This is a genomic window from Priestia sp. 53B2, assembly GCF_056099005.1.
Genome location: NZ_JBLZXA010000029.1, coordinates 52,615 through 58,758, shown reverse-complemented (window position 1 = coordinate 58,758; position 6,144 = coordinate 52,615). Strand labels below are relative to the sequence as shown.

The following is a 6,144-nucleotide window of genomic DNA, read 5'->3' as shown; positions in this document are numbered from 1 at the left end:
CGCATTTCCGCATGCAACCCACGAGCCCGTTACCAGACCCGCAGTTTTGGACGGGGATAGTTTTTGCGTCTAAACCAGTGGCGTAAGCCACACTATATAAAAGCGACTTCTTGTCGCACCATAAAACCTATTATCGGTAGTAATAATATCCATTATGTTAACTACAAAGTTATTCAAATCTAAATCCAATTCCACCATCTACAATAATGTTTTGACCAGTAACAAAGGATGCATCGTCTGAGAGAAGCCATTTTACTGCTTTTGCTGCTTCGAACGGATCACCAATTCTACCTAATGCATTTAATTTCTGATAGGATTCATTTAACTTTACCTTTTCCTCTGAAGATAGGGTAGAGAATTTTTCTTCTAGCATAGATGTACGAAATGCACCTGGACAAAGAGAGTTAATTCTTATATTTTGATGACCATATTCTTGAGCAACTGATTTCGTCAAAGCGATAACACCACTTTTTCCAGCAGCATACACGCCAGTTCCAGCCGAACATAAAAGAGCATCCATAGAAGATGTATTAACAATGACACCACTGTTTTGTTTTGTCATTACTTGTAGCTGATATTTCATACACAACCATACACTCTTCAAAGTAACATTAATTAAATGGTCAAAATCTTCTTCCCTGAACTGATGTGTAGCATTAGAGGAAGCCTCAGTGTTCGCCGCATTATTGAAACCCATATCTATCTTCCCAAATGTAGAATATGTTTGGCTAACAAGGTGTTTGACATCTTGACTATTCGTTACATCCGTTTTAATAAAGATGGATTTAGGGGACCACTTTCTTAATATAGAAAGGGCTTCTTCTCCTTTTTCAATACTTCTAGAGGCAATAACAACATACATGCCCTCTTTTGCCAATAATTCTGCTGTAGATAAACCAATCCCCGATGTCCCCCCTGTAATGATGCCTACCTTTTCTTCAAACATATATTTCTCCCCTTTTGAGTTCAATGAAATCCGAATAGATTAATTCTATCAAATTTTGGAATGTTTTTTAGAGAAATACTGTTTTTATCTCTGTATACGATATACGAATCTAGTTAACATAATGTCTCATATTGAAATCCCCAGTTCTATGTAAGTAATGTTATTATTCCCACAATTTACAAATATACAGTTTAGATTCTTCAGAACTGTAGTGTAGTAAACCATCCTTATTTGACTTAAAAAATAAGTTAGCTATGGAGGGTTTATAAGTGTTTATTAATAATCCAAAAAAGGTATTAGCAAAGTTATATGATAAACTCCTGAATATTTATTAAAATGTAAATATATAGTTTTATTTACGCTTTTATAAATATTGTACATCAGAGTAGTGTTAAAATAATGGAAGTTCTATTCTCTAGGATTACCGTTCATATAGATGGTCATTCTAATGTAAACAAAATTTTCAACATAACGAGTTATACTTTGGAAAGGAGGAAACTGGTTGGAATCCATTTGGATTGAATACGCTTGGGCATTGTTAATTCTAATTGGTTTAGAAGGTTTATTATCAGCTGACAACGCTCTTGTACTAGCAGTCATAGCTAAACACCTACCGGATAATCAGAAGAAAAAAGCGATCAATTATGGAATTCTTATGGCTTTTATTTTTCGTTTTGGTGCTCTTTTCGCTATTTCATTCATCGCTAATGTCTGGTGGATACAGGCAGTCGGAGCAGCTTATCTTCTGTATTTAGGTTTAAAACATGTTCTTAAGGCCCGATTTGGGAAACACAATGAGAATGTTCATCATGAAGATGAAAAGGAGTCTGTTGCAAAAGGGTTTTGGCCGACAGTAGGGAAAATTGCATTAGCTGATCTTGCTTTTGCGATTGATTCCATTTTAGCTGCGGTAGCTATAGCCCTTGGCCTTCCAGATTCACAGTTTGGTGAAATTGGTGGTATGGATGGCGGACAATTTGCAGTTGTAGTTTTGGGAGGAATTGCAGGTCTTATCTTGATCAAGTTTGCAGCGACCTGGTTTGTAAAACTCCTCGAAAAGCGACCTGCCTTAGAAACTACAGCCTATGCCATTGTTGCTTGGGTAGGTGTCAAACTTGCTGTTATTACACTTGCTCATAAGGATATAGGTGTCTTAGACCCTCATTTTCCCCATAGTACTATTTGGACATTAATCTTCTATGGAGTATTAGTTGGTATTGCTCTACTTGGTTGGTTTGCACCGAGCAATAAGTCTTTAGAAAAGCCTTCAGCTTAAAAATATAATCAAGTATGACGTATTACGTATCAATATAATCAGTATGATCAAAACGAAAACACCCTGACTATGTTTTAAAGAGTTAGGGTGTTTTCTGTCTACTTTTGAAAGTTTAGTCACAAAAGAAGATTAGCCTTTCCTGGTGCTATACTAGATGAAAATCATCAGTAGTTAAGAACTAGTATTTATAATACAAAATGCATTTGCGCAAACTATCTATGATGCTATAATGCATTAAATAAATACACCTCGTATAAAGCCAGTGAAAGAACCACTCTTTCAACTGGTTTTATATGTTGGTACAAGTTATAAAGAGAAGAAACGTACATATTCTTATACCAAGAAGTAAAATTAACTTCGGGGTTTTATAAATGAACTAAAAGAAAGTCTACTAGGATCCTCAGTAGACTTTCTTTTTTATTATGTATAGTTATTGACTATGTTAAGCAAACTACTCAAGATGATGGAGACCATCATCTCACCTAGCATGACCTTTAAAAAACTCCTGAATAGGCACAGGAGTTTTTTCTCTTTTTAACTGTATACGGCATAAAAAGTTGGTTAACATAATGTCTCTTTCCGGTACACATCACAAAAAAGAACCCTTGTCGCAGAACGGTTCCGCCGAGGGTTCTTTTTCCGGAGTATGCAGCTTTTTATACATCCTTGATATAACGCTGATTATCCAAGGCTTAAGTAGTAGAAAAATGTATAAAAAGCGCACCTTTTATTCATATGCTTGTACGGTAAAATATAGTCTTTATGGAAGGAATATGTTATTATATTTTTGCACATGCATTTTAATAGTGAAAAGCCACCTGTCCTGCAAATAATGGGTGGCTTTTTATTTTGTTCTTATACATAAAGGGCTTTACTAATCCCACAGATGAAATTGAGTTTAATGTTTAGAAGGAGTATGAATATGAGCAAGTATGATGAAATAGATTTTGAAAAGATTGCGCTTCAAATGCAGGAGCAAGTTGAAAAGGACCCAAACAACGTAAAGCTAAGAAATGAGCTTGCTATAGTGTTTATGGAAACAAATGAATATGAAGAAGCTTTTTTTCAACTACAAGCTGCTGCTGAAATTAACCCTTCTGTTCAAACTCTTTATAATTTAGCCTATTTTTATTTTACAGAAGGCAAACCAATTATAGAGGCTACAAGTAATACTAAAGAAATAAGAAGTTCTGAAGAAGATGCAGAAGAGGAATCAATGTTTTCCACATGGGAAATTGCAGATGAAGAAGCATTTGATATAGTAGAAGATTTATTGAAAAACAAACCTGATCATTACTTTCCCTATAATTTGATGGGTGAAATGTACATAAAAGAAGAAAAGTATGAAGAAGCAATAAATGTATTAAAAAAAGGCAGCAATCTAACACCTTCACTAGAAAATTTAAGTAATCTGGGGTTATGTTACTACAAAAAAGGAATGTTACCTGAAGCTGCTGAATGTTTTCATAAAGCGCACCCACTACGATCCTGTAACAACTATAGTTTGTTTCCGTTACTTAGCTATGGAATTTGTCTAGCACAACTAGGAAGGGAATCAGAAGCAAGAGAAGTTGCAAAAGAATTACTTTTTTTGAGTGAAAAAGAGGAAGAAGCATTGGAAGCTGATATAGCTGAGATATATTATATTCTGGGGGATTATGAGGAATTTGTTGATATCTACTCTAAGTTAGATTGGGATTTTTATTCAGAAGCATTTCTTCCAACTTATTTTTACTCGTTATGGAAGCTTTCAAAAATAAAAGAAATCGAAGAACTTGCTTCTAAAACTATTCAAAGAAAAGAAAAAGAGATGAAGGAAGTCATTCAAGATCCAGATGAGGAAGAAGATTTTAAGGATGAATACAAAGAAGTAACAATGGAAGAGATTACTTTCATTAAAAATGCAGTTAGAGAAATTTATAAGGGCAAAGCTCCTATTATAGATTATAAGCCTCAAGTAGAAACCAGATGTTATTTGTACGGCTGTTTTAGACATACAAATTCGAACCCTAACTATTTTTCTATATAAGATGCAGCAAATCTTTAAAGCCAAATAAGAAAAATTATTAGCTTATGCAGGTCTCTTATATGTGAAGGAGGTTTTATATGAGTGAGATTTGGATTCAAGAGGAACAGTTAAATGCGGAGTTTGATGAAATGGTGGGGCATTATGTTCAATTGGAAGGACCTATTGATTCTGTGTACTTTATATCTGAAACAATGGAAAGCGTTGACGATAGGGATGAACAAAGGGATTTTTTACTCGCTTTCTTAATTAAGCAGGATAGGTATCCTTTATATCTTACATTCCTTTGTGATGATATGATGGCAGAGGAGTTTGAAAAGGAATTTAATGAATTAGGTATAGAATATAGGTATGAATTATTAGAGGAAAAACAAGCTTACTATACATTTTTTAAACGGGTTACCTATCACCCTAGATGTTTTACTTTACCAATTAAAGACGCGCGTACATTATCCTTAGCATTAGAACATACCTTTTATCTTGCTAATATGAACGAATTTTATTCGCTTTCTTATTCTGAAAATTTAAGTTTTGAGCTCAAGAGAGTGAAGGAATGGGGCAGATGGAAAAACGTATCTATCCCTATTTTTAGAACGGAAGAAGATACTACGTTCATAACTATTTTCTATGATGGAGCAGGGTTTTTCTTGTTTTCAAACGAGGATAGATATTCATCCATACAAAAAGTGTGCTCAACCTTCCCAGAAGACTCAAGACTAGTACAAATTAATGACCAATTAATAGATCAAGATGAAGAGGCTTAGTTTATTATGTCAGAGAAAATTAATTTAAAAGTAGGGGAATTAAACAATGAAAAACGAACTATTAAAGGCCATAAAAACAGACAGTCTTATAGAGATTTACAAAGATATTGAAGATATGGATACCTTCCTAGTAGCAAAAGTTCTGAAGGTTACTGATAACCATGCCATCATCGTAAAGGTATCAGCAACTGGTATGTATGATGGATTTCACCTTATAGAGATTGAAGATATTTATCAAATAAATACTGGATCTAAATACATTCGAAACATTGAAAAGCTATATGCTGCTAAAAATCAAAAACACATCGAATTTGATGAAGAACATGAAAATTTAATGCTGAGTATTTTAAAATTTGCTCAAAAAAATAACTTTGCTGTTTCAGTAGAGCTATTTAAAGATGGAGATGTACAAGGATTTATTAAAGACATTAGTGAAGATATTCTTATTATTTCTATCCTGACTAATGATGGAGAACCTGACGGTGAAGCAATCGTAAAGCTTGAAGATATAACTTCTATTTCGTGTGACCATGAGGATGCAGTGTGTTTGAAGATCTTATATTCTTATATTGAAAATGACAATATTAGTAGAAAGCAATAATCCCTAGGGATTTATTGCTTTCTATTGTTTATTCTTCAATATAAAACTTTTTTTATGAGGTCTAACTTTCTAAAAAATTATCCTTTTAACTCTTTATTTAATAACGTAAGGAACTTCTCCTGCACCTTTTTCTTACGAATCATTCTTTTGACGCGTAAGCTACTCTGCAAGTAAAATCGTACTCGTCTGTTTCCAAACAGTAATGCGTAGTACTTGTCATCCTCGTAAACGTTTCTAAACCAATGTTGTTGTTTTAACAATTCAATATGCTTGTTAATTTTTTTTGTGTTTAAACTCTTAGGAGTATCAATAATAGGAACTAAGCTTGATAAAACATCTGATAAAAAATCCGTCATTTATATATCTCACCTTACTTTTTATGTATTATCTATTATACCTGTATGTAGGTATTTTTATAGCTTAAATGAATTTCCAGGGCTTTTATAAGGGAAATTAAAGTTATATATGGTCTATAATTTTAGCACCTCCTGTTATTATACTCATGCTCACACTTTTAATAGAAAGGAATCA

The 6,144-nt window shown here is 33.5% G+C and carries 6 protein-coding genes; 4 read left to right on the top strand and 2 right to left on the bottom strand.

From position 1 onward, the window contains the following. Window positions 1–169: 169 nt before the first annotated feature. On the bottom strand, window positions 170–946 hold the full coding sequence (locus ACN6NE_RS24575; protein WP_474327899.1) for an SDR family NAD(P)-dependent oxidoreductase: 777 nt from the start codon (window positions 944–946) through the stop codon (window positions 170–172). 502 nt (window positions 947–1,448) lie between these two features. Between ACN6NE_RS24575 and ACN6NE_RS24570 the strand changes: the two genes are divergently transcribed. The 4 genes from ACN6NE_RS24570 (at window position 1,449) to ACN6NE_RS24555 (ending at window position 5,613) form a co-directional block, all read left to right on the top strand. After that, window positions 1,449–2,222: a TerC family protein gene (locus tag ACN6NE_RS24570; protein ID WP_474327897.1), complete on the top strand. Its 774-nt coding sequence runs from the start codon at window positions 1,449–1,451 to the stop codon at window positions 2,220–2,222. Window positions 2,223–3,144: 922 nt separating this feature from the next. Next, the gene (locus tag ACN6NE_RS24565) at window positions 3,145–4,251 is read left to right on the top strand and encodes a tetratricopeptide repeat protein (RefSeq protein ID WP_474327895.1); all 1,107 of its coding nucleotides are present in this window, start codon (window positions 3,145–3,147) and stop codon (window positions 4,249–4,251) included. Window positions 4,252–4,328: 77 nt separating this feature from the next. After that, the gene (locus tag ACN6NE_RS24560) at window positions 4,329–5,012 is read left to right on the top strand and encodes a hypothetical protein (RefSeq protein ID WP_474327893.1); all 684 of its coding nucleotides are present in this window, start codon (window positions 4,329–4,331) and stop codon (window positions 5,010–5,012) included. A 46-nt stretch (window positions 5,013–5,058) separates the two neighbouring features. Continuing rightward, window positions 5,059–5,613: a hypothetical protein gene (locus ACN6NE_RS24555; RefSeq protein ID WP_474327891.1), complete on the top strand. Its 555-nt coding sequence runs from the start codon at window positions 5,059–5,061 to the stop codon at window positions 5,611–5,613. A gap of 77 nt (window positions 5,614–5,690) precedes the next feature. Here ACN6NE_RS24555 and ACN6NE_RS24550 read toward each other — a convergent pair whose 3' ends face one another. Beyond that, window positions 5,691–5,969 (bottom strand): hypothetical protein, encoded by a 279-nt coding sequence (locus ACN6NE_RS24550; protein WP_474327889.1) that lies wholly within the window; start codon window positions 5,967–5,969, stop codon window positions 5,691–5,693. Window positions 5,970–6,144 lie beyond the last annotated feature (175 nt).